The organism is Curtobacterium sp. 260 (assembly GCF_030803485.1).
In the GTDB taxonomy this organism is placed as follows: domain Bacteria; phylum Actinomycetota; class Actinomycetes; order Actinomycetales; family Microbacteriaceae; genus Curtobacterium.
The window spans coordinates 131,141-153,612 of record NZ_JAURUY010000006.1 but is presented as its reverse complement, the minus strand read 5'-3'; the positions used below and the strand labels follow the sequence as shown (position 1 = coordinate 153,612).

19 protein-coding genes are annotated in these 22,472 nt (G+C 72.4%); 9 read left to right on the top strand and 10 right to left on the bottom strand.

What is annotated here, in order from left to right; translation table 11 throughout:
* Positions 1-44 precede the first annotated feature (44 nt).
* Positions 45-5,603 (top strand): Ig-like domain-containing protein, encoded by a 5,559-nt coding sequence (locus tag J2X59_RS09665; protein ID WP_326496524.1) that lies wholly within the window; start codon positions 45-47, stop codon positions 5,601-5,603.
* 152 nt (positions 5,604-5,755) lie between these two features.
* On the opposite strand, the gene J2X59_RS09660 is transcribed toward J2X59_RS09665, so the two are convergent.
* Together J2X59_RS09660 and J2X59_RS09655 are read right to left on the bottom strand one after the other, a co-directional pair.
* Complete coding sequence (locus J2X59_RS09660) at positions 5,756-6,487, bottom strand: SOS response-associated peptidase (RefSeq protein WP_251155389.1); 732 nt, start codon at positions 6,485-6,487, stop codon at positions 5,756-5,758.
* A gap of 48 nt (positions 6,488-6,535) precedes the next feature.
* Positions 6,536-7,204 (bottom strand): hypothetical protein, encoded by a 669-nt coding sequence (locus J2X59_RS09655; protein WP_326496523.1) that lies wholly within the window; start codon positions 7,202-7,204, stop codon positions 6,536-6,538.
* Positions 7,205-7,258: 54 nt separating this feature from the next.
* Between J2X59_RS09655 and J2X59_RS09650 the strand changes: the two genes are divergently transcribed.
* Positions 7,259-7,642, top strand: a complete 384-nt coding sequence (locus tag J2X59_RS09650) for a YchJ family protein (protein ID WP_326496522.1) — start codon at positions 7,259-7,261, stop codon at positions 7,640-7,642.
* A 58-nt stretch (positions 7,643-7,700) separates the two neighbouring features.
* Here J2X59_RS09650 and J2X59_RS09645 read toward each other — a convergent pair whose 3' ends face one another.
* Positions 7,701-8,567: a shikimate dehydrogenase family protein gene (locus J2X59_RS09645; RefSeq protein WP_326496521.1), complete on the bottom strand. Its 867-nt coding sequence runs from the start codon at positions 8,565-8,567 to the stop codon at positions 7,701-7,703.
* 58 nt (positions 8,568-8,625) lie between these two features.
* On the opposite strand from J2X59_RS09645, the gene J2X59_RS09640 reads away from it, so the two are divergent.
* Positions 8,626-9,642: an iron-siderophore ABC transporter substrate-binding protein gene (locus tag J2X59_RS09640; RefSeq protein WP_066652111.1), complete on the top strand. Its 1,017-nt coding sequence runs from the start codon at positions 8,626-8,628 to the stop codon at positions 9,640-9,642.
* 327 nt (positions 9,643-9,969) lie between these two features.
* Here the strand turns inward: J2X59_RS09640 and J2X59_RS09635 are convergent, their stop codons facing one another.
* Positions 9,970-10,377 carry a DUF1304 domain-containing protein gene (locus J2X59_RS09635; protein ID WP_200884129.1) on the bottom strand — a complete coding sequence of 136 codons (408 nt, stop codon included), beginning with the start codon at positions 10,375-10,377 and terminating at the stop codon, positions 9,970-9,972.
* 88 nt (positions 10,378-10,465) lie between these two features.
* On the opposite strand from J2X59_RS09635, the gene J2X59_RS09630 reads away from it, so the two are divergent.
* The 3 genes from J2X59_RS09630 to J2X59_RS09620 all read left to right on the top strand — a co-directional run bounded on the left by J2X59_RS09630 (position 10,466) and on the right by J2X59_RS09620 (position 12,494).
* Entirely contained in the window at positions 10,466-10,786 is a 321-nt protein-coding gene (locus tag J2X59_RS09630) for a chorismate mutase (RefSeq protein WP_066652113.1), read from the top strand.
* A complete protein-coding gene (locus tag J2X59_RS09625; RefSeq protein WP_326496520.1) occupies positions 10,783-11,916 on the top strand; it encodes a lactonase family protein in 1,134 nt (377 codons plus the stop codon). Before J2X59_RS09630 ends, J2X59_RS09625 begins: the two co-directional genes overlap by 4 nt.
* Before the next feature lie 131 nt (positions 11,917-12,047).
* Entirely contained in the window at positions 12,048-12,494 is a 447-nt protein-coding gene (locus tag J2X59_RS09620; protein ID WP_326496519.1) for a GNAT family N-acetyltransferase, read from the top strand.
* A 12-nt stretch (positions 12,495-12,506) separates the two neighbouring features.
* Here J2X59_RS09620 and J2X59_RS09615 read toward each other — a convergent pair whose 3' ends face one another.
* The 4 genes from J2X59_RS09615 to purS are packed head-to-tail and all read right to left on the bottom strand — an operon-like array spanning position 12,507 to position 16,835.
* The gene (locus J2X59_RS09615) at positions 12,507-13,427 is read right to left on the bottom strand and encodes a 2-hydroxyacid dehydrogenase (protein WP_326496518.1); all 921 of its coding nucleotides are present in this window, start codon (positions 13,425-13,427) and stop codon (positions 12,507-12,509) included.
* 26 nt (positions 13,428-13,453) lie between these two features.
* Positions 13,454-15,835 carry a phosphoribosylformylglycinamidine synthase subunit PurL gene (gene purL / locus J2X59_RS09610; protein ID WP_326496517.1) on the bottom strand — a complete coding sequence of 794 codons (2,382 nt, stop codon included), beginning with the start codon at positions 15,833-15,835 and terminating at the stop codon, positions 13,454-13,456.
* Between the two features lie 47 nt (positions 15,836-15,882).
* Positions 15,883-16,578, bottom strand: a complete 696-nt coding sequence (gene purQ / locus J2X59_RS09605; protein WP_326496547.1) for a phosphoribosylformylglycinamidine synthase subunit PurQ — start codon at positions 16,576-16,578, stop codon at positions 15,883-15,885.
* 5 nt (positions 16,579-16,583) lie between these two features.
* A complete protein-coding gene (gene purS, locus J2X59_RS09600; RefSeq protein WP_066652126.1) occupies positions 16,584-16,835 on the bottom strand; it encodes a phosphoribosylformylglycinamidine synthase subunit PurS in 252 nt (83 codons plus the stop codon).
* A 146-nt stretch (positions 16,836-16,981) separates the two neighbouring features.
* On the opposite strand from purS, the gene J2X59_RS09595 reads away from it, so the two are divergent.
* Together J2X59_RS09595 and J2X59_RS09590 are read left to right on the top strand one after the other, a co-directional pair.
* Entirely contained in the window at positions 16,982-17,590 is a 609-nt protein-coding gene (locus tag J2X59_RS09595; protein ID WP_066652130.1) for a PadR family transcriptional regulator, read from the top strand.
* Positions 17,587-19,131, top strand: coding sequence for a DHA2 family efflux MFS transporter permease subunit (locus tag J2X59_RS09590; protein ID WP_326496516.1), 1,545 nt, complete (start codon positions 17,587-17,589; stop codon positions 19,129-19,131). The genes J2X59_RS09595 and J2X59_RS09590 overlap by 4 nt, the downstream gene beginning before the upstream one ends.
* A 283-nt stretch (positions 19,132-19,414) precedes the next feature.
* Here J2X59_RS09590 and J2X59_RS09585 read toward each other — a convergent pair whose 3' ends face one another.
* Together J2X59_RS09585 and J2X59_RS09580 are read right to left on the bottom strand one after the other, a co-directional pair.
* On the bottom strand, positions 19,415-20,236 hold the full coding sequence (locus J2X59_RS09585; RefSeq protein ID WP_326496515.1) for a cytochrome c oxidase assembly protein: 822 nt from the start codon (positions 20,234-20,236) through the stop codon (positions 19,415-19,417).
* A gap of 156 nt (positions 20,237-20,392) precedes the next feature.
* Complete coding sequence (locus J2X59_RS09580) at positions 20,393-21,742, bottom strand: acyltransferase family protein (protein ID WP_326496514.1); 1,350 nt, start codon at positions 21,740-21,742, stop codon at positions 20,393-20,395.
* A gap of 261 nt (positions 21,743-22,003) precedes the next feature.
* Here J2X59_RS09580 and J2X59_RS09575 point away from each other — a divergent pair, with 261 nt between their 5' ends.
* Complete coding sequence (locus J2X59_RS09575; RefSeq protein ID WP_251155378.1) at positions 22,004-22,447, top strand: Fur family transcriptional regulator; 444 nt, start codon at positions 22,004-22,006, stop codon at positions 22,445-22,447.
* Positions 22,448-22,472 lie beyond the last annotated feature (25 nt).

Here is a 22,472-nt window from a genome sequence, read left to right as displayed (position 1 = left end):
CACGACAGCTCGGCGTCGGCATCGTCTCGACCCGAAAGTGACTCATGCTGCCTGTGCACCAGGGCACCCGTGTGCCCGGTGACGACCCTGCAGGTCGTCGCCCCCTGCCCTCCCGACGCCCCGGCCGACGTCTCGTCGCCATGCTCGGTGCCGCGCTGCTCGTCGGCGCCGGTGTGTCCGCCACCACCGCGGTCGTCGCGGCCGAGCCAGCGTCCGCTGCGGTCTCGGCGCTCGACAACGGTCGGCTCGTCTGCAACCAGAACACGCTGTACGCCGTGGACGGCACGGGCAAGGTCATCGCGGTCGACATCACGCCCACGACCGATGCCGGGAAGAACGTCCCCGTCACCGAGCTCGGGGCCGAGGGCAACAACGGCCTGGGCATCTCGCGCGAGGGAGTCTCGATGTTCGGCGCCGCCAACGGCGGCACCGCGACCATCAAGCAGTACGACCCGAAGACCGGGCAGGTCCTCGCGACCATCCCGACCGACGGGGTGCACACCGTGATCCGCGGCGCGGTCAACCCGGTCACCGGCATCTACTACTACGGCGACGCGACCCGGATCTGGGCGTACGACCCGACAGCCGGCAAGCTGCTCGGCCAGGTCGGCACCCTGACCGGCATGACGACGACGAACTCGACCGGCGGCACCGGCGTCAACGGTGACTTCGCGTTCAGCTCGCGCGGGCTCATGTTCGTCGTGGCCGCGCACAAGGTCTACCGCGTCGACACCACCGAGCTGCCGACGACGGCGATGCCGTCGGGCGGCCGCAACCTGTCGACGACCGAGATCGGGACGCTGCCGAACGGCACGAACAGCCCCGGTATCGCCTTCTCGTCCGACGGGTACCTCTACGTCTCCTCGTCCGCGACCGCGACCAACGGTGTCAAGACGACGACGGTGTTCCAGCTCGACCCGACGTCGGGTGCCGAGCAGCGTCGCTTCGCGATCACCGGCGACTTCGGCGCGACCGACCTCGCCACCTGCAACTACGCCGACACCCTGACCGGACAGGCCTCCGTCGACGACCGCTGGAAGGACACCGACCAGTTCGCGCTGTCCATCGCCGGTCAGGGCATCCAGGCCACCACGCCCGGTGCCTCGGGCACGACGAGCGGCACCGCGACCGGTGTCCAGTCGAAGACCGCCGGCGCCCTGCTGACCACGCCGGACAAGGACTACACGGTCACGCAGCAGCCCGCCGGCACGACCGACCCCGCGAACTACGACACGACGTGGCAGGCCGTCGACCTGTCGACGAAACGCACCGTCGCGAGCGGTACCGGCGGCACGGCGGCGTTCCGGTTCCCGCAGGCGACCACCGCCGACGGCACCGACGTCGTCGTCACGTTCACCAACACGCTCAAGCTCGCGCACGTCGCGACGAAGCCCGACGCCTACAGCACCCCGGTCGGGACGAAGCTGGACGTCCCCGCTGCCGGTGTGCTCGGCAACGACTCCGGGACGGGCCTGACCCTGCAGTCCGCGGGCGCCCCGGCACACGGCACCGTGACGACCTCGGCGGACGGGAGCTTCGCCTACACCCCGGCGAAGGGCTTCTCCGGCACCGACCAGTTCACGTACACCGCGGCGGACGGTTCCGGCCGCACGTCGACGAGCACGGTCACGGTCACCGTCTCGCCCAGCGGCGCCGACGACGCCTTCTCGGTGCGCGCCGGCGGGACCGCGACGGCGGACGCGACCACGGGCCTCCTGGCCAACGACGGCGGCAGCGACCTGACCATCACGAGCCACACCGACCCGACGCACGGCACCCTCGAGCTCGGGGAGGACGGGGCCTACCGGTACACCCCGGCCCCCGGCTTCTCGGGCACCGACTCCTTCACCTACACCGCGACCGACGGCAACGGCACCACCACGACGGCGACCGTCACCGTGACGGTGCTGCCCGCGGCCGGCGCCGACGCGATCACCGTGACCGCCGGCGGACCGACCACCGTCGGTGCCCCGGGCCTGCTCGGCAACGACCAGGGCGCCGGCCTGACCGTCACCGGGTCGACCCAGCCCGCACACGGCACGGTCACCGTCGGGAAGGACGGCTCGTACACGTACACCCCGGCCGACGGGTACTCCGGCGACGACACCTTCGACTACACGGTCACCGACGGCAACGGGAAGTCCGACACCGTCACCGTGACCGTCCTCGTGCGCCCCGCAGCGGTCGACGACACGATCACGCTGCCCGCAGGCGGCACCGCCACGGCGACGACCCGTGCGGACGGCGTCCTCGGCAACGACCGCGGAACCGGCCTGACGATCCGCTCGAACACCGAGCCGACGCACGGTTCGCTGACGCTGGCACCCGACGGCACCTACACCTACGTGCCCGCGACCGGGTTCTCGGGCACCGACACGTTCACCTACCAGGCCACCGACAGCGCCGGCACGGTCGTCAGCGGCACCGTCACCGTGGTGGTCGTGCCCGTCGCGGCCGACGACCGTGCCGCGACGACGGCGAACGACCCCGTCGCGATCGACGTGACGAGGAACGACACCGGTACCGACCTCACGCCGAGGATCGCCACGGCTCCGGCCCACGGCACCGCGGTCGTGAACGGGGACGGCGCCGTCGAGTACACCCCGGCCCGTGACTGGTCCGGCACCGACACCGTCTCCTACACGGTGACCGACGGCTCCGGCCGGACGTCGCAGCCGGCGACCGTGACGATCGCGGTCTCGCCGACCGCCCGCCCGGACACCACCTCGACGACGGCCGGCACCCCGGTCACCGTCGCGGTGACGGCCATGACGAGCAACGACTCCGGTACCGGGCTCACCGTCACCGGCGTGGGCAAGGCCGCGAACGGCACGGTCGTGCTCGGCGCGGACGGCAACGCCGTGTTCACCCCGGCCGACGGCTTCTCGGGTACCGGCTCGTTCTGGTACGACGTCCGTGACGCCTCGGGCCGCACCGACTCCACCTGGGTCGTCGTCGTGGTCGGACCGCAGGCCACCGCGGACTCCGCGACCGTCCCGGCGTCCACCACGCTGACCGTCCCCGTGGCGGAGGGCGTCCTGGCGAACGACCACGGCACCGGCCTGACCGCGACGATCGACGAGCAGCCGCTGCACGGCACGGTCGACCTCGCCGCCGACGGCTCGTACACCTACACGCCGACCGCGGACTGGTCGGGTTCGGACCGCTTCACCTACACGGCGAAGGACGCGTCCGACACCGACGAGAAGAGCACCGGGCTCGTGACGATCACCGTCACGCCCCGCACCGAGGACGACCGGATCCGCACCGCGGCCGACCAGCCCGTCACGGTGACCTCGGGTGACCTGGCCGGCAACGACCACGGTTCCGGCCTCACCGTCACGTCGGTCGGGCAGCCCAGCGCCGGCACCGTCGTGCTGAACGCCGACGGCACCGTCACGTACACCCCGGCTCCGGGTACCTCGGGCACGGCGACCTTCCCGTACGGGGTCACCGGCGCGAACGACGAGCAGGCCGCGGGCACCGTCACGGTGACCATCACGCCCGTGGTCGCCGCGACCGACGCCGACGCCACCGCCGACGGCACCCTCGTGGTGCCCGCGGACGAGGGCGTGCTCGAGGGCGCGACCGGCACCGGCCTGACCGTCACCGACAACACGGACCCGGGCCACGGCACGGTCGAGGTCGGCGAGGACGGCTCCTACACGTACACGCCCGAGCCGGGGTACTCCGGCAAGGACACCTTCGACGTGACGATCACCGACGGCTCCGGGAACACCACGACCGGCACCGTCACGATCACCGTCGCACCGAAGGCCGTCGACGACACCGCGACGACCACGACGGGGACCCCGATCGACGTCGCCGTGACCGAGAACGACAAGGGCACCGCGCTCCGGGTGACCGGCATCGGCACGGCTGCGAACGGCACCGTCCGGATCTCCGACACGACCGGCACCGACGGCACGGCCGCCCGCGACACCGGCGTGACCTACACGCCCGCCGACGGGTTCTCGGGCACCGACGCCGTCACCTACACGGTGACCGATGCCGCCGGCTCGACCGCGACCGCCACGGTGCGCGTCACCGTCGCACCCACCGCGACCGACGACGTGCTGCAGACCACCTCCGGCACCCCGCTCGCGCTCGGCGGGACCGTGCTGACCGGGAACGACCACGGCACCGGGCTGACGGTCACGGACCACACGGCTCCGCGTCACGGCACGGTGACCACCGCGGCGGACGGCTCGCTCGTCTACACGCCGACGACGGGCTGGTCCGGCACGGACACGTTCACCTACACGGTGACCGACGCCTCCGGGCAGACCGCGACCGCCACGGTCACGGTCCTGGTCGGCAACGTCGCGACGGCCGACCACGGCACCACCACCACGAACGGCACGCTGCGGGTGTCCGCGGCCTCGGGCGTCCTGACCGACGACTCCGGCGCGGGTCTCTGGGCGAAGATCGACCGGCAGCCGGAGCACGGCACGGTCGAGCTCCGCAAGGACGGCTCGTACGTGTACACGCCGGCTGCGGGCTTCTCGGGCACCGACACCTTCACGTACACCGCGGTGGACGCCGAGGGCTCGACATCGACCGGCCTCGTGACGATCACCGTCACCCCGGTCGCGACCGACGACCGCACCAGCACCGCCGCCGGCACCCCGGTGACGGCGGTCGACCCGGGCGTGCTCGGCAACGACCACGGCTCGGCGCTGCGGGTCGTGTCCGCGGGGACGGCGCGGCACGGAACGGTCCGCATCGCCGGCGCAGGGACCTTCGTCTACACGCCGGACCAGGGCTTCTCGGGTGTGGACTCGGTCACGTACCGCGACCACGACCTGGAGGGCCAGGCCGCGGACGCCACCGTGTGGATCACCGTCGGGATCGACGCCGTCGACGACAGTGCGCGGACCGTCGCGGGCACCCCGGTCGCCCGTGACGCCCGGCACGGCCTGCTCGGCAACGACCGGGGGACCGGTCTGACCGCCGCCCTCGACCGGAAGCCCGCGCACGGCACCGTCTCGGTCCAGCGCGACGGCTCGTACCTGTACGAGGCCGCGGACGGCTTCACCGGCACGGACCGGTTCACCTACACGGTGACCGACGCCTCCGGGCAGACGACGACGGCCACCGCGGTCATGACGGTCGTCGCGGCCGCCACCGCCACGGACGACTCGGCTGTCGGCGCCGTGGGCCACCCGGTCACCATCCGCCCGATCGACAACGACCACGCCAGCGGCGGAGCGCACTTCGTGGCGACCACGCTGCACCTGGTCGACCCGGCCACCGGCGCACCGACCGATCGGGTCGTCGTGCAGGGCATGGGCACCTGGCAGGTCGACCGCGGGCAGGTCGTCTTCACCCCCGAGCACGGCTGGGCAGCCCGCACCTCGATCGACTACACCGTGCTCGACAGTGCCGCGCAGCTGGTCCGCGCGACCATCGAGGTGTCCTACCCCACCGGGATCGCAGCGGTCGCGCACATCGCGAAGCTCGCCTTCACCGGCACCACGGGACTCGTCGGACTCGGCCTGGCCGCGGCCGCGATGGTCCTGGCCGGGGCGTTCCTGGTGGTCCGCCGCCGAGGTGACGGGACCGCCGTCGTGACGGGGACGCGCCGCCGCAGCGGGTCCTGACGACCGCACCCCACCACCGGACGGGAGGCCCGGATCACGTCAGCCGACAGGCGCACGTGATCCGGGCCTCCCGTCCGTCGTCCGTGGTCGCGACCCGACGTCGGGTCGCCGTGCCCTCGGGGGTCAGCGGACGGGCCCGTGGCGCGCAGCGCTCACCCTATGGGTGCGATGAGCTGCGGGCCGTCGTTCCGCACGCTGTTCACCGCGCGGGAGACCTCGTACTGCTCGAGCCCGGCCGCGACCGCGAGCGACTCGTGGTCGAGCAGCGCGAGCAGGTCGTCGGAGCCGAGGTCGCCGTCGAGCCAGTCGTCGTAGCCGTCCGGGGTGAGGAACGCCGGCATCCGGTCGTGGACCTCGCCGGGCGCGACGTGCGCGTCGCGGGTGATGATCGCGAGCGACAGCCGCCACTTGTCCGGGTCGTCCTCGGGCTTCGTCGGGTCCGGCCAGGCGCTCACGATGCCCGCCATCGCCAGAGCGCCGTCGGGCTCGTGCACGAAGTGGGGCTCCTTGCCGTCCTCGCGCACGACCCACTCGTAGTACCCGAGCGCGGGCACGATGCACCGGTTCGTGGCGAACGCACGCTTGAACATGCCGCTCGTCGCGACCGTTTCGATGCGGGCGTTGATCGGCTTCGGCCGCTGCTTCCGGAAGTCCTTCGCCCAGCTCGGCACGAAGCCCCAGCTGATCTGCGGGAGCTCGCGCTGCCCGTGGCGCTGCCGGACGGCGTACACGGGGTCGGTCGGCGCAACGTTCCAGCTCGGGGCGAGGCCGGCGTGCACCTCGCCGGTGTCCTCGTCGACGTGCTCGGTGCGCGCCGCGAGCTCACCCACGAGCTCGGGCAGCAGATCGGCCGTGGTGTCGGAGACGACGAACCTTCCACACATGCGCCCAGTGTGCCCGCCGCAGCCGACAGTGGTGCGCGCCCGCAGCCGTCACTCGCCGGGCAGGCGGACCTTCGACCCGTGGGGGTGCCGGCGCCGGAGCGGACGGTGCCCCGGCATGGGTGGTGCCGTCTCGAGCGCCGCGAGGCGGGCACGTTCGGCGAGTCCGAGCCGCGCCACCATGTCCGGGAGCGTGAAGAGGTACACGAAGGGCCACAGGATCACGAAGACCTCGACCTGTCCGGAGACGAGCGCCGTGATCCCGCCGGAGGCCGCCCCCACCAGGAGCGGCCCGAGCCGCGAGAGCCGTCGCACCAGTCCACGCTGCAACAGCGGCACGTCGATCAGGACGGCCTCGCGGTCCTCGGGCGCGATCGGCCGCGCTCGCCGGCCGATGTAGGGCTGCACCGACCACCGGACGGACAGCTGCCAGTCGGGTCGCACCTGCCGCCCGTTGATCCGGAGCTCGGGACCGACCTCGCGAGCCGTCGGGAAGCAGGAGTACGCCACCGCGAGGACCCCGAGCGTCGCGAAGGTGATCGCGGCGACCGGGCGGAGGACGCCGGGGCCCACCCAGGCCCACGCCCACTCCGTCGCGACGAACACGACGAGGGCGACCGCGGCGACGGCTCCCGCGGCCCACAGGGCACGACGGGCCCGCGCCGGGTCGACGACCTCCCAGAGGCGCCCGCGCAACACCTGCCATCCGAGCCGGTACACGGATCCCTCCTACGCCGCGAGGCTGCGAGGACCGGCCGCTGCTAGCGTGCCCGGGTGGACGACGAACAGCGCTGCCCCTGCCTGAGCGGCAACCCCTACGGCGAGTGCTGCGGGCCCCTGCACGCCGGTGCCGCCGCCCCGACCGCCGAGCGGCTCATGCGCTCCCGGTTCACCGCGTTCGCGCTCGGGCTGCCGGAGTACCTGTTGCTCACCTGGCACCCGCGCACCCGGCCGGAGGAGCTGACGCTCGACCCGTCGCAGCGCTGGACGCGCCTGGACATCGTGTCGACCCGGTCGGGAGGCCCGTTCGACTCTGCAGGGCAGGTCACCTTCCGCGCGTGGTGGCGCACGGACGACGACCGCGGGACGCTCGAGGAGACGAGCGAGTTCCTGCGGGAGCAGGGGCGGTGGTTCTACCTGGACGGGGTCATCGCCTGAACCGCGGTTCACCGTCGACGGGGTGGTCGCCTGAGCGGTGGTGCCTGAGCGCTGACGGTCAGGCGGTGATGGTCGCCGGCAGCCCGACCGCGAGCCGCATCGCCCGTCGGACCGCGGCCTCGTCCGGCAGCAGCTCGGTGTCGTCGCCGGACACGAAGAACCGGATCTGCCCGATCGCCTGCTCCGTCAGCATGTCGAGCCCGTTGAGCACCCGGCCCCCGGCAGCGGCCCAGCGTCCGGCCGCGGCGGTCGGCCAGGGCTCGTAGGCGACGTCGAACAGCACCGCGTCCGGCCCGGAGGGCAGCAGCTCGAGCGGATCGGCCGCGCCGCCGGGCAGCGTCGACACGAGGAACCCGTGCCGCGTCCCCGGCAGCGAGTCGATCGGCAGCACCTCGAGCGTCACCCCGAGGCGCACCGCCAGGTCCACGAGGGAGCCGGCCTTCGCGGTGTCGCGGAGGAAGAGCCGCACGTCGACCGCGCCGAGCCGCACCGAAGCCGCGAGGGCGCTCGCCGCAGTGGCCCCACCGCCGACGATCGTGGCCTCGCCCGGCAGGTGCCCGAGTGCCTCCACCGGTCGGACGATGCCCTCGACGTCGGTGTTCGCGCCGGCCAGGACGACGCGGTCGCCCTCCTGCCGGAACGCCACCGTGTTCGCGACCCCGAGCTCGTCGACGAGCGGGGTGGTGCGGTCGAGCATCGGCAGGACGTCCCGCTTGAGCGGCATGGTCAGGCTGAGCCCGCGCCAGTCGGGACCCAGCCCCGCGACGAACGCGTCGAGCCCACCGGAGGCGACCTCGTGCCTCCCGTACGTGAACGGCAGCCCGAGGACGTCGTAGGCCGCCGCGTGCAGCGTGGGGGAGAGCGAGTGCGCGATCGGGGAACCCAGCACGGCCAGCCGGGTCCGGTCGGGGTCGGTGAACTCCACGTCCGGAGCCTAGCCGCTCAGCGCCCTCGACTGGGGTGCTTAGGGTAGCCTTACCTGTGTGATCCGAACCTCCCCCTCAGCGCGCCGCGTCCGCCGCGTGCTCGCGGCCGCCGGCGCCGTCGTCGCCGCGTCCCTCGTCCTCGCCGGGTGCACCTCCGGCTCCTCGTCGCCCGCCGCGTCCGACGGCGCCTCGGGCTCGGGCGGCGCGTTCCCCGTCTCGATCCAGACCGCACTCGGCACGACCGAGATCCCCTCGCAGCCGAAGCGCGTCGTCGCCCTCGGCTGGGGAGACGCGGAGACGGCGCTCGAGCTCGGCGTGCAGCCCGTCGGCGCCAGCGACTGGCTCGCCTTCGGTGGCGACGGCGTCGGGCCGTGGCTCAAGGACGCGTACACGAAGAAGCCGACGATCATCCAGACGCTCGAGCCCAGCTACGAGCAGATCCTCAAGCTCAAGCCGGACCTCATCCTCGACACGAAGAGCTCGGGCGACAAGGACCGCTACGCGAAGCTCTCGGCGATCGCGCCGACCGTCGCGGTGCCGAAGGGCGGCGCGAACTACCTCACCACCACCGAGCAGCAGGTCGACCTCGTGTCGCGTGCACTCGGCAAGGAGTCCGAGGGCAAGAAGCTGCTGACCGACCTCGACGACGCGTACGCGGCGGCGCGGAAGGCGCACCCCGAGTTCGACGGCAAGACCGCCGTCGTCGGTTCGTACACGGCGGACGGCTTCGGCGCGTACGCCTCGAAGGACAGCCGCTCCACCTTCATGCAGCAGCTCGGCTTCACCATCCCGAAGGCCGTCGACCAGCAGGCCGGCGACGCGTTCTCGGTGAGCCTGTCCGAGGAGAACCTCGACCTGCTCGATGCCGACCTGACCGTCGTCCTGCCGATCTACGTCGACGCGTCGAAGGCCGAGTCCGACCCGCTGTTCCAGAAGGTGCCGTCGGTCGAGGCCGGGCACTCCATCGTCGTCGACGACGCGGACGTGTCGAACGCGTTCTCGCTCGGCACCACCGCCGCGATCGAGTGGGCGCTGGACCGGCTGCCGGACGAGTTCGCGAAGAAGGTCGGCTGACCGACAGCCACAGGGGGAGTACGGGAGACGCCGGGTCGCGAGTCGCGACCCGGCGTCTCCCGTTGCGTGCGTCTCTCGCTGCATGCGGGGGCGTGGCGACCGGCGGTGACGGATGGTGCGCGGTCGCCGGACGGGAGGCACGGTGCGGGCCGGCACCGCGCCTCCCGTCCGGTGCCTGGTGCCGTTCCGCGCGTGGGCGGCGGTTCCGCTCGTCGGGGGCTGTTCCGCGCGTGGGAGGCAGGTCCTTCCTGCTTCCCTTGCGCGGATCGGTCTCCGATCGCGCGCGTGATGGGCTCGAACGCCGCGCTTCGGGAGGCGGCGGCGGGGCTACGCGGCGGTGAAGGTGGAGCCGATGAAGGCGAAGAGCAGGGCGATGAGCGGCAGCGAGCCCTGCACGAACGCCGAGTTCAGGTACCGGCGACCCGTGCCGGCCAGGACGACCGCGGCACCGAGCATGCTCGCGCTCGAGAACACCACGAGGGTCCACCCCGTCGCACCGCTGCCGGTGACGACCAGCACGACGCCGAGGATCGCGCCGATCGCGAGGAACAGGTTGTAGAAGCCCTGGTTGAACGCGAGGGAGCGGGTGGCCTGCGCCTCGGACTCCGAGGCGATGCCGAACACGCGGCGCACGCGAGGACTCGTCCATGCGACGGACTCGAGGAAGAAGATGTACACGTGCACGAGGCCCGCGAGGACCGCACACACGCCCGAGATCACGAGCAGGACCGACATGGCCTCCATTCTCGCAGCCCCGGAGCAGTGCTCGTGTCCGCTCGTCACACCAGCCCGCTCGGCGGAGGCCCGCCGGTAGGCTGCGGCCATGAGTGCCGACGAGTCCACACCCGTCCACGACGATGCGGTCGCCGAGCTGGCGAGCATCCGGCAGAGCATCGACAACATCGACGCCGCCGTGATCCACATGCTCGCCGAGCGCTTCAAGTACACCCAGCGGGTTGGTTACCTGAAGGCCGAGGCGGGCATGCCGGCCGCCGACCCGGGCCGGGAGCAGGTGCAGGTCGCGCGGCTCCGACAGCTGGCCGCCGAGTCGCACCTCGACCCCGCCTTCGCGGAGAAGTTCCTGAACTTCATCGTCGCCGAGGTCATCCACCACCACGAGCGCATCGCCGGCGGCGAGCGGTGAGCGGGCCTGCTGCCGGGATCCCGGCCGACGGCTTCCCGCAGGATCTCGCCGACCTGCACCTGCTCGTCGGGTCGTACACGGCGACGGGCGGTGGGAACGCGACCGGCATCTCGGTCGTGCACGGGACCACCGCCTCCACCGTCGCCGTGATGGACGACCCCTCGTTCCTCGCGCTCTCCGGCGACCGGGTCTACGCCGTGTCCGAGACCGCGGACGGTCGCGTCTCTGCCTTCCGGTACGCCGGCGGTGCGCTCGAGCACCGCTGGGATGCCGACGCCGGTGGTGACGCACCCTGCCACGTGCGGGTCGACCCCTCCGGCGCGCTCGTCGTCACGAACTACGTCTCCGGCACCGTGACCGCGGTGTCGCTCGAGGCCGCAGAATCACACGCCGCCTCGGTGACCGCGAGCGACGGCGTCGTCGGGACCCACGGCAGCGCGGACCGGGTCGTCGTCCCCGAGTCGGCGCTCGTCACCGGCGTGCTCCCCGACGTCGAGGGGCCCGTCGAGGACCGGCAGGAGGGGCCGCACGCCCACCAGTCGATCGCGACGCCCGACGGCACGGTGCTCGTCGCGGACCTCGGCGGCGACGCACTCCACGAGTTCCGGGTGACGGCTGACCCCGCGACCGATCTCGTGCGCGTGCACCACCTCGGGCCCGGGGTCGGGCCGCGACACATGGCGTGGCTCGGGGCCGGGGCCGACGCGGACGCGGACCTCGTCGTCGCGGGTGAGCTCGACGGACGTGTGTACCGCCTGCGCCGCGACGACTCCGGGACGCTGCGGCCGATCGCCTCGGCGCCGGCGTTCGACGGCGAGGTGGGGGAGTCGCTCCTCAGCCACGTCGAGGTCGACCAGGCCGGACGGGTCGTCGTCGCGGTCCGAGGCCGGGACCTGATCGTGGTGCTCGACACCGCGGACGACGGGCTGACCGTCGTCGGGTCGGCGTCGTGCGGTGGCGTCTGGCCGCGGCACTTCGCGCAGGTGCCCGGGTACCTGCTGGTGGCCAACCAGATGTCCGACGCGATCGCCGTGCTGCCCGTGGGGTCGGACGGGGTGCCGGGTGAGGCCGTGGCGCAGATCGCCGTCGGGTCGCCCGCGTGCATCGTGCCGGTGCCGGCCCGGTCGTGACCGGGGTCGGGGATGGTGCTGGCGCTGGGGTGCCCGTGGCCGGGGCCGGGGCCGGGGTCGGGGATGGTGCTGGCGCTGGGGTGCCCGTGGCCGGGGCCGGGGCCGGGGTCGGGGATGGTGCTGGCGCTGGGGTGCCCGTAGCCGGGGCCGGTGCGTCGGGCGTGCTCGCCGACGGGTACCGCCTGGTGGTCGGGCCGCCGCCGCTGGACGACTACCTGCGCCTGCGGCGGGACTCCGGTCTGTCGCCGAAGGACGCTGCGCAGGGTGCCGGGGCGATCGCGGGGAGCTGGTCGGCCGTGCACGTCGTCGACAGCGACGGGGTCCCCGTCGCCATGGGCCGCACGATCGGCGACGGCGGGTGGTACTTCCACATCGCCGACATCGCCACTGATCCGGGCCACCAGCGCCGGGGGCTCGGGAGGGTCGTCGTCGAGTGGCTCGTGGCGGACATCCGCTCCCGCGCACCGGAAGGTGCGTACATCACGCTCGTCGGGGACCCGCCCGGTCAGCGGCTCTACCGCTCGCTCGGGTTCGAGGACGTCGCGCCGAGCCTCGGGATGGCGCTGCCGCTGCGCTGAGGGAGCCGGGCGTCAGCCGTGGACGACGTTGGCGAAGGGCCGGCCCGCTGCCAGCGCGGACACCTGGCGTCGCACGAGCTCGAGGGTCCGCGGCACACTGAGGTCCGTGTTCCCACCGACGTGCGGCGTCAGCACCGTGTTCGGCGTCGTCCAGAGCGGGTGCCCGGCCGGGAGCGGCTCCGGGTCGGTCACGTCGAGCGCTGCCGACAGCCGTCCGCGCTGGAGCTCCGCGACCAGGGCATCGGTGTCGACGACCCGCCCGCGGGCGACGTTCACCACGAGGGCTCCGTCGGGCAGCGCAGCGAGCAGGTCTCGGTCGACGAGGTGTTCGGTCTCGTCGGTGAGCGGGGTGATGAGCACGAGGACGTCCGTCCGGGCCGCGAGCTCCGGGAGCTCCCCGAACGCGTGCACGTGCCGCCCGTCCTGCTCCCGCGCAGTGCGGGCCACGACGGTGACGTCGCACCGCATCGCCTCGAACCGCGTGGCGATCGCAGCGCCGATCGCCCCGTGGCCGACCACCGTGACCCGACGATCGGCGAGCGACCGGGTGGTGCGGACGTCCCACACCCCTGCGGCGCGGTCGGCCTGGAACGTGTGGATCTCGCGGAGCGAGGTCAGCGCCAGACCGACCGCGAGCTCGGCCGTCTCGTCGTCGTGGATGCCGCGGCCGTTCGCGACCTGCGCGTGTGCCGGGGCGTGCGGCAGCGCGTGCTCGTACCCGGCGCTCGGCAGCTGCAGGAGTCGCAGGTTCGGCAGGTCGTGCACGAACTGCCACCGGTGACGACCCGCGAAGTAGAACGGCAGCAGCGTGAGCGCGACGTCCTCGGGGCGGTCGTACGGGCCTTCGACGTCCCACACGTCGAGCTCGACGCCGTCCGGCACGGGGCCGAACCGGTCGACGAGCTCGACGAAGGGCAGGGTGACGATCGGCATGCGGTCGCGGTGCTCCTGGGTCGCCGTCAGCTGTCGGTGCGCGGCGAGAACGAACCGTGGTCGTCGAGCGGCCCGCGCCCGACGTAGCCCTCGGTGACGTCCTCGACGATCACGTCGCCGAAGCGCGCCGGCAGCGTCGCGCCGTGCGTGCCCCGCAGCTCGTCGATCGACGCCTCGAACGCGCCCTGCACCTCGAGCGTGCCGGACGAGGCGTCCGTCACACCGATGCGCAGCACCGGGAACCCGCGACCCTCGCACAGCCCGCGGAACCGCACGTCGTCCTCGCGGCGCACGGTCACGATGACGCGACCCGTCGACTCCGAGAACAGCGCGGTCGCCGTGTCGACGCCGTCGCGCTCCTCGAGCTCGTCGAGCACCACGCGTGCGCCGATCCCGAAGCGCAGGACCGACTCGGCGAGGGACTGGCCGAGGCCGCCGTCCGCCAGGTCGTGGGCGCTCGTGAGCAGCTGCTCGCCCGATGCCGCGTGCAGCAGGTCCGCCAGGGCCTTCTCGCGGTCGAGGTCCACTGCCGGCGGGCGGCCACCGAGGTGCCCGTGGACGGTGCCGGCCCACGCCGAGCCGTCGAGCTCGAGGCTCGTCGTGCCGAGCAGGTACACGTTGTGGCCGTCGTCCTGCCAGCCCGAGGGCACGCGCAGGGCGACGTCGTCGATGATGCCGAGCACACCGACGACGGGCGTCGGGTGGATCGGGGTCGTGCCGGTCTGGTTGTAGAACGACACGTTGCCGCCGGTGACCGGGATCCCGAGTTCCATGCAGCCGTCAGCCAGGCCCTCGACGGCCTCGGAGAACTGCCACATGACCTCGGGGTTCTCCGGCGAGCCGAAGTTCAGGCAGTCGGTGACCGCGGCGGGGACGGCGCCGGTGACGGCGACGTTCCGGTACGCCTCGGCCAGCGCCAGGCGCGCGCCCTGCTTCGGGTCGAGCTGGCAGTAGCGGCCGTTGGCGTCGGTCGCGACGGTGACGCCGAGCCCCGTCTCCTCGTCGACGCGGATCATGCCGCCGTCGTCGGGGAAGGACAGCGCGGTGTTGCCGAGCACGTAGGTGTCGTACTGGTTCGTCACCCAGTTCTTCGACGCGAGGTTCGGCGAGCCGAGCAGCTGCAGGAACTGCGCCTTGAGGGCCGGACCGTCGGTCGGACGCTCGAGCGAGGCGGCGGTGTCGGCCTGCAGCGCATCGATCCACGACGGGTAGGCGACCGGGCGGTCGTACACCGGACCGTCGACGGCGACCGTGCGCGGGTCGACGTTCACGATCTCCTGGCCCTGCCAGTCGATGACGAGACGGCCGGTGCCGGTGACCTCGCCCAGGACGCTCGTCTCGACCTCCCACTTGCCGACGACCGCGAGGAACGCGTCGAGCTTGTCCGGGCGGACGACCGCCATCATGCGCTCCTGGCTCTCGGACATGAGGATCTCCTCGGCCGTGAGCGTGGGGTCGCGCAGCAGGACGTCGTCGAGCGAGATGTGCATGCCACCGTCGCCGTTCGAGGCGAGCTCGCTCGTCGCGCAGGAGATGCCAGCGGCACCGAGGTCCTGGATGCCCTCGACCAGTTCCTCGCGGAACAGCTCGAGGCAGCACTCGATGAGGACCTTCTCGGCGAAGGGGTCGCCGACCTGCACCGCCGGGCGCTTGGTCGGGCCGCCCTCGGTGAAGGTGTCGGACGCCAGGATCGACGCGCCGCCGATGCCGTCGCCACCCGTGCGGGCACCGAAGAGCACGACCTTGTTGCCGGCACCGGAGGCGTTCGCCAGGTGCAGGTCCTCGTGCCGCAGGACACCGACCGCGAGCGCGTTGACGAGCGGGTTGCCCTGGTACACCGGGTCGAAGTAGGTCTCGCCGCCGATGTTCGGCAGGCCGAGGCAGTTGCCGTAGAACGAGATGCCGCCGACGACGCCGTGCACGACGCGCGCCGTGTCCTCGTGGTCGATCGCACCGAAGCGCAGCTGGTCCATCACGGCGACCGGACGTGCGCCCATCGAGATGATGTCGCGGACGATGCCGCCGACGCCGGTCGCGGCGCCCTGGTAGGGCTCGACGTACGACGGGTGGTTGTGCGACTCGACCTTGAAGGTCACCGCCCAACCGTTGCCCACGTCGACGACACCGGCGTTCTCGCCCATGCCGACCATCAGGTTCTTCGTCATCTCCGGCGTGACCTTCTTGCCGAACTGACGGAGGTAGTTCTTCGACGACTTGTACGAGCAGTGCTCGGACCACATCACCGAGTACATGGCGAGCTCGCCCGAGGTGGGGCGGCGGCCGAGGATCTCGCGGATCTTCGCGTACTCGTCGGCCTTGAGCCCGAGTGCCTCGTACGGCTGCTCCTTGTCGGGGGTGGCGGCGGCGTCCTGGACGGTGTCGGGCTTCGGGCGAACGTGGGTCGTCACGGTGTTGTCGTTCCCTGTCACTGGAGTCGTGTTCGTCGGAGTCGTCGTCACTTGACGAGCGTCGACTCGATCACGGAGGTGAAGAAGGTGAGGCCGTCCGTGCCGGAGGCCATCGCCGCGGGGGTGTCCGGGCCGAACCCGGGCTCCGTCGCGTGCTCGGGGTGCGGCATGAGCCCGACGACGTTGCCGCGCTCGTTCGAGACGCCCGCGATGTCGTCGATCGACCCGTTCGGGTTCACCCCGACGTAGCGGAACACGACCTGGCCGTTGTCCTCGATGCGCTTGATCTCGTCGGCGTCGGCGACGAACCGGCCGTCGGCGTTCTTCAGCGGGATCGTGATCTCCTGCCCGGCGCTGAACCCGGAGGTCCAGGCGGTGCCGGCGGCCTCGACGCGGAGCTTCTGGTCGCGGCGGATGAACTGCTGGTGCGCGTTGCGGGTGTGGGCGCCCGGCACGAGGCGGGCCTCGGCGAGCATCTGGAACCCGTTGCAGATGCCGAGCACGGGCATGCCCTTGCCTGCGGCGTCGATGACCTCGGCCATGATCGGGGCCTTCGCCGCGATGGCGCCGGCACGCAGGTAGTCGCCGTACGAGAACCCACCGGGGAGCACGATCGCGTCGACCCCCTGCAGGTCGTGGTCGCCGTGCCAGAGCGCGACGGGGTCGGCTCCTGCGAGGCGGACCGCGCGCTGGGCGTCGCGGTCGTCGAGCGAGCCCGGGAACGTGATGACGCCGATGCGCATCCGCGTCACGCGTCCTGCACGGTGACGGAGACGACGTCCTCGATCACGGCGTTCGAGAAGACATCGGCCGCGATGTCACGGACCTCGGCCAGCTTCGCGTCGTCGACCGGGCCGTCGACGGCGATCTCGAAGCGCTTGCCGATGCGGACGTCGGTCAGGTCGGCCTTGCCGAGACGGGCGAGGGCGTTGCCCACCGCCTTGCCCTGGGGGTCGAGGATCTCTGCCTTGGGCATGACCTCGACGACGATGGTTGGCACGTGTTCACTCCAGCGCTTGGGTGGGTTGGGTGGGACGGCATCAGTCTACGGGCCACGCTCGCCGCGCCGGGCCGCTTGTGGAGAAGTCGTCCAAGGCGTATGTTCCAAGCCGAATAATCGCTCGCGAACACGGTCTGGAGGCACGGATGGCGTCGCTCACGCCCCTCGCGTTCGCCGCGCTCGGCCTGCTCGCCGAGGCGCCCATGCACCCGTACGAGATGTTCCAGACGATGCTCCACCGGCACGAGGACCAGAACGTCAAGGTCCGGCCGAGCACGCTGTACCACCAGATCGGACGCCTCGTGGACCTCGGGTACGCCGAGGCACTCGGGACCGCGCGCGAGGGCAACCGGCCCGAGCGCACCACCTACGCCATCACCGACCACGGCCGCGCGGAGCTCGACGCCGGACTCCGGCGCATGATCGCGGAGCCCGCCGACGAGTACCCCGAGTTCCAGCTCGCGGTGTCCCACGTCGACAACCTGACCGCGACCGACGCGGTGACCGCGATGCGCGCACGCGCTGCCGCGCTCCGCGCGGAACGTGCCGGGTACGACGAAGCCGCCACGGGCCTCCAGGCCAAGCAGCTCGCCGAGCGCTACTGGCTCGACGTGTCGTACGTGCGTGGCATGCTCACCGCGCAGATCGAGTGGCTCACCGCCACCGCCGACCGGATCGCGAGCGGCGACATCCCCTGGGACGGCCCCGCCGTCCCCGACCCAGCACCACAGAAGGACCAGGACACCACTCGATGACCTCCACCACGTCCGCCGACCTGCAGCACGGGAAGAAGCCGTGGCCCGCGCTGTGGGCACTCGTCGTCGGCTTCTTCATGATCCTCGTCGACTCGACCATCGTGTCGGTCGCGACGCCCACGATCGCGCAGGCGCTCGACGCCGACATCAACGCGGTCATCTGGGTGACGAGCGCCTACCTGCTCGCGTACGCGGTGCCGCTGCTCATCACCGGGCGCCTCGGCGACCGGTTCGGCCCGAAGGTGCTGTACCAGGCGGGTCTCGTGGTGTTCACCCTCGCGAGCCTGTGGTGCGGCCTCGCCGGGTCGATCGAGGTGCTCATCATCGCCCGCGTCGTGCAGGGCCTCGGCGCCGCGATGATGACCCCGCAGACGATGGCGGTCATCACGCGCATCTTCCCGCCGCAGAACCGCGGTGCGGCCATGGGCCTGTGGGGCGCCGTCGCCGGCGTCGCCTCGCTCGTCGGCCCGATCGTCGGCGGGCTGCTCGTCGACGGCCTCGGCTGGGAGTGGATCTTCTTCGTGAACGTCCCCGTCGGCGTCGTCGCGTTCGTGCTCGCGCAGCGCTTCGTCCCCCGCTTCGAGCGGCACGGGCACCGCTTCGACTACCTGGGCATCGTGCTCAGCGCCGCCGGCATGTTCCTGCTCGTCTTCGGCATCCAGGAGGGCGAGACCTACGATTGGGGCACCATCACGGGCCCGATCTCGGTCTGGTCGCTGATCATCACCGGCATCGTCGTGCTCGCCGCCTTCGTGGTGTGGCAGGGCGTGCAGAAGGGCGAGCCGCTGCTGCCGCTCGGCCTGTTCAAGGACCGCAACTTCACGCTCGCCAACATCGCCATCACGGCCGTCGGCGTCGCGATCTCGTCGTTCGCGCTGCCGATCATGCTCTGGGCACAGGACGTCCTGCGCTTCTCGCCGACCCAGGCCGCGCTGCTGCTCGTGCCGCAGGCCGTCCTGTCCGCCGCGCTCGCACCGCTCGTCGGCAAGAACCTCAACAAGTGGAACCCGCGGTGGGTCGGCTCGTTCGGCCTCGCGTGCTTCTCCGGCGGGCTGTTCTGGTTCGGCGCCCTGCTGTGGTCGGGTGCGGGCTGGGGCTGGACGCTGCTGCCGAGCGCGCTCCTCGGGCTCGCGAACGCCTGCATGTGGGGTCCGCTCTCGGTCTCGGCGACGCGCAACCTGCCGCCGGCGCTCGCAGGTGCGGGGTCGGGCGTCTACAACACCACGCGGCAGATCGGTGCGGTGCTCGGTTCGGCCGGCATCGCGGCGCTGATCGAGGCGCGCATCACGGCGAACTTCCCGTCCGGTGCGGGCACGGGCTCGGGCGGTGCGGAGCAGCAGGTCGGGGCGCTGCCGGAGTTCCTGCAGCAGCCGTTCGCCACGGCGATGGGGCAGTCGCTCGTGCTGCCGGCCGTGGTGCTCGTGGCGGCCATCGTCGCGGCGCTGTTCCTGGCGAAGCCGAAGCAGACGACGGCATGGAAGCAGACCGGCGCGGTCGAGACGCAGCCCGGCGCGGCGGAGCCCGAGGCCGCAGCGCGCTGACGCTGCGGCACGGCGGCTGGGGTCGTCGCGCGCGCGGCTGGGGTCGGGTGGTGCGCGCCGTTGGAGAACGACAAAACCGCTGTCGTACGACAGCGGTTTCGTCGTTCTTGCCGTCATGAGCGGAAGAACGTCGTCCGGCGGGGACCGGCGCGACAGGATCGTCGTCGTACGACAGCGGAACTGTCGCACGACCACGCCGCTCACTCGCCACGCTCAGCACGCAGCGGGCCGCACGCAGCCGACCCGCACCGCCGGCACGCCGCAGACCCCCCTCGGGCCCCGCTCACCCCCGCCGCTGCAGGTGCGCCCGGGTCAGCTCGGCCATCTCCTCGTCGGACAGGGCGTCCACGGAACGTGCCTCGCGGCGGTCCGTCCGCTGCCACCGCACGAACAGCATCACGAGCACCGGGACGTCGGCGACCTCGGCGATGAACCAGAGCAGGTCACCCGCCAGGTGCTGGTCGCGCAGCGGGGAAGGGAACCACGGCTGCCCCACGGCGTGCACGAACGACCCGTCGAGCACGTGGTTCGACACCCGCAGCACGATGCCGGGGACCGCGTCGAGCAGCAGCTCCACGAAGGCGAGCAGGAACTCGACCGTCACGAACGTCGAACTCCGGAGGACCCCCGGCTCGGACAGCGGCCCGAGCACCGTGAAGCCGAGCACCGGCACCGACACGGTGACGAGCGCGGCCCACACGCTCGACTCACGCACGACCGCCGACAGCGGGGTGAGCAGCACCGCGAAGAGCACCAGCCCGACCACGGGGGCGACGATCGCGTTGCCGAGCACCCGGATCGGCCGTGAGTGCACCACGCGGTCGGCGACGGCGGACCAGTGCGCGGGTCCGCCCAGGCGCAGCAGGGACACGGGAGCAGCCAGGGCGGCGAAGGTCGGCACCGCGAAGAACAACAGGGCGAGCCGGAGCGTGAACGCCCACCGGAGCTCCTGGTCGTACCGCCCGACGATGCCGAACTGCAGCACGGCGAAGAGCAGCAGCGCGGCCAGGAACGACGCGGTGCGCCAGGCGGACCACCGGGCCCCACGGCGTCGAGCGCCGACGAGCCACCAGCCGTAGGTCACCGCGGCGACCGCCAGCAGCACCGCGGCCAGGGGATCGACGTGCCAGGTGCTCCAGAACTCCGCGGGTTCGGGCGTGGGGTGCCTCCTGGTGTCGGGCCGGACGAGCCGGCTCCGTCATCCTCCGCCCGTCCGACCCCGCCGCAACCGGGCCGATGCGCAGCGGCGGTGAGGATCGGCTCAGGTGCCCACTGGCCCCACGGCTGTCGAGGCTGTCGAGGCTGTCCGGGCGGGCCGGGTCCGGCCGAGCAACCACACCCCGACCGGCACGGCGACCGCGCCGAGGACCGCGACGCCGAAGGACAGGTGCCACTGCATCACGACGAACGCCGGACCGATCGTGCACAGCGCTGCGACGGTCACCACGGGCCACCCCGCCCGGTCGGTCCCCGGCTGCAGTCGGGGGAGCGGGCGCTCCCACCGGCGCAGCGCCCTGGCCACACCGATCGCCGCGGCCAGCACGACGACGAGTGCGATCGGCCGCGTCGCCCACCACGGCACGGAACCCGGGTCGGGGAACGGGACGGCGAGCAACAGCGCGACGCCGTTGAGGGCGATGTACAGCGGCAGGTGCCAGAGGTAGATCGCCATGCCGTCACGACCGAGCACGAACACGGTCGCCTGCGCCGGCCGGGTCTGCATCAGTCGGGTGAGCGGTCGGTGCACGAGCTGCACGAGGCAGACCTGCGACACCGCGAGCACCGCCAACGGCAGCATCGGCGGGTTGAGGTCCTGCAGCATGTCCGGCGCCCAGAGTCCGACGCTCGTCAGCGGGACGAGGAGGGCGTACCCGGCCAGCGCGACCGCCGCGAGCAGCAGCCTCGAGCGGCGGGCGAACCAGCCGTCCGCCCAGAGGAACCCGAGCTGCTGCGCGAAGAGCCACACCGGGCCGAGGTTGAGGAGTCCGACCTCGGCGGTGCCGGTCGCGAAGCGGAGCGTGTCGACGGCCGTCGCGAGGACCAGCAGGACACCGAGCGTGCGGAACGGCGCCCGTGCGTGCAGGCGTGCCATCACCGGCACGCAGCACTGCGTGATGCCGTACGCGGCGAGGAACCAGAGCGGCGAGCCGATGCCGAACGCGACCTCGGCGAGCAGCTCCGCGGGGGTGCCGAGGGCCGTCGCGATCCCCAGGCCGAGTGCCAGCACCACGAACAGCGGCACCGCCGGGCGGAAGAGCCGCACGAGTCGTGTCGCCACGAAGTCCCGCGCGCCGCTGCCCCGAGCGAGCGTGCTGCGCCACCCGACCGCGCTCGCGAACCCGCCGACGGCGAAGAACAGCGGCATCACCTGACCCGTCCACGTCGCGGGGACGTACCAGGCCGCCTCCTGCAGTGGGCTCGTGACGCCGATGCCGTCGGCCGACACCGCCACGCCGACCATCGTGACGTGCACGACGACGACGAGGACGACGCACGCCGTCCTGATGAGGTCGACGACCAGGTCCCGCTGCGCGATGATCCCCCGGACGTCCTGAGCGCTGCTGGCCGGCACGGAGTCGATCCGCGACGAAGGCCCCTGCTTCGTGGACATGCCGTGACGCTAGCGCCCGATCGGCTGGATCAGCATCGTCCCAGCGGATCGCGACCGGATCGTGACACATCGCATGCCAGTAGCGGCATGCGTCGTCCCGAGAGCCGCGCGCGGAGTCGCCGTTGCGTACTCGCGCCGCCGCTGCGAACGGGGCACGGTCGGCTGGGGCGCCGACACGCGCAGCACGCCGCCACCCTGGGCTCCGGGCCCACGACCGTGTACGGTGGAGCTTGTCTTGACCGATGCAAGAGAAAGAGGCCGATGGACGCCGACGCCGACCTGCTCCGGGCTGCCGGCCTGCGGGTGACGACGCCCCGGCTGGCCGTCCTGCGTGCCTCGGGAGCGATGCCGCACGCGACCGCGGACGACATCCTCACCGCGGTCTCGGCCGAGCTGCCGACGACGAGCCACCAGGCTGTCTACGGGGTGCTGGGCGCCCTGACCGGCGCGGGACTCGTCCGGCGCATCGAGCCCGCCGGCAGTCCGGCGCGGTACGAGCGGCGCACCGGGGACAACCACCACCACATCGTCTGCACGATGTGCGGCGCGGTCGAGGACGTCGACTGCGCGGTCGGCCACGCCCCCTGCCTCACGCCGTCGGAGACGCACGGCTTCGCCGTCACCACGGCCGAGGTCACGTACTGGGGCATCTGTGAACGCTGCGCAGCGGCGGAACGCGACGACGCCCAGGTCGTCACGGCCTGACGCCGGCGGGACGTCCGGAGTCGGA

Coding starts and splice junctions, on each gene's coding strand:
- J2X59_RS09630 (WP_066652113.1), top strand. CDS start 10,466: ATGAGTGCCGACGAGTCCACACCCGTCCACGACGATGCGGTCGCCGAG.
- J2X59_RS09615 (WP_326496518.1), bottom strand. CDS start 13,427: ATGCCGATCGTCACCCTGCCCTTCGTCGAGCTCGTCGACCGGTTCGGC.
- J2X59_RS09580 (WP_326496514.1), bottom strand. CDS start 21,742: ATGTCCACGAAGCAGGGGCCTTCGTCGCGGATCGACTCCGTGCCGGCC.
- J2X59_RS09660 (WP_251155389.1), bottom strand. CDS start 6,487: ATGTGTGGAAGGTTCGTCGTCTCCGACACCACGGCCGATCTGCTGCCC.
- J2X59_RS09665 (WP_326496524.1), top strand. CDS start 45: ATGCTGCCTGTGCACCAGGGCACCCGTGTGCCCGGTGACGACCCTGCA.
- J2X59_RS09590 (WP_326496516.1), top strand. CDS start 17,587: ATGACCTCCACCACGTCCGCCGACCTGCAGCACGGGAAGAAGCCGTGG.
- J2X59_RS09575 (WP_251155378.1), top strand. CDS start 22,004: ATGGACGCCGACGCCGACCTGCTCCGGGCTGCCGGCCTGCGGGTGACG.
- J2X59_RS09635 (WP_200884129.1), bottom strand. CDS start 10,377: ATGTCGGTCCTGCTCGTGATCTCGGGCGTGTGTGCGGTCCTCGCGGGC.
- purQ (WP_326496547.1), bottom strand. CDS start 16,578: ATGCGCATCGGCGTCATCACGTTCCCGGGCTCGCTCGACGACCGCGAC.
- J2X59_RS09595 (WP_066652130.1), top strand. CDS start 16,982: ATGGCGTCGCTCACGCCCCTCGCGTTCGCCGCGCTCGGCCTGCTCGCC.